The following is a 239-nucleotide window of genomic DNA, read 5'->3' as shown; positions in this document are numbered from 1 at the left end:
CGCCGTCGCGCACCCACACCGCTTTGTCCGCGCACCACCGGGAGCCCAGTACGGCGCCCGGAACGGAGGCCGCGCCGACCGCCCCGCCCTCGGCCCGGGCCGCCCCCGTCGGGCCGGGCCCCCCCCGCAGGCTGCGCCGGCACCCCACCCCGCCCTCGCCACGGGCGCCGGCCCCGACTCCGACTGCGCGCAGACTTGCGGCCCCACCTGGCAGCCCGTCCACCCACACCCCCTGGCCG

At 82.4% G+C, this 239-nt stretch carries 1 protein-coding gene; it reads right to left on the bottom strand.

The window, feature by feature from the left end:
* Nucleotides 1-223: hypothetical protein (locus QM806_RS41145; RefSeq protein ID WP_283295080.1), on the bottom strand; the 223-nt coding region annotated here is incomplete at its 3' end.
* Nucleotides 224-239 lie beyond the last annotated feature (16 nt).

The sequence above is a fragment of the Rhodococcus sp. IEGM 1351 genome, assembly GCF_030056875.1.
GTDB lineage: Bacteria > Actinomycetota > Actinomycetes > Mycobacteriales > Mycobacteriaceae > Rhodococcus_F > Rhodococcus_F opacus.
This window is presented reverse-complemented; position numbering and strand designations above follow the sequence as displayed.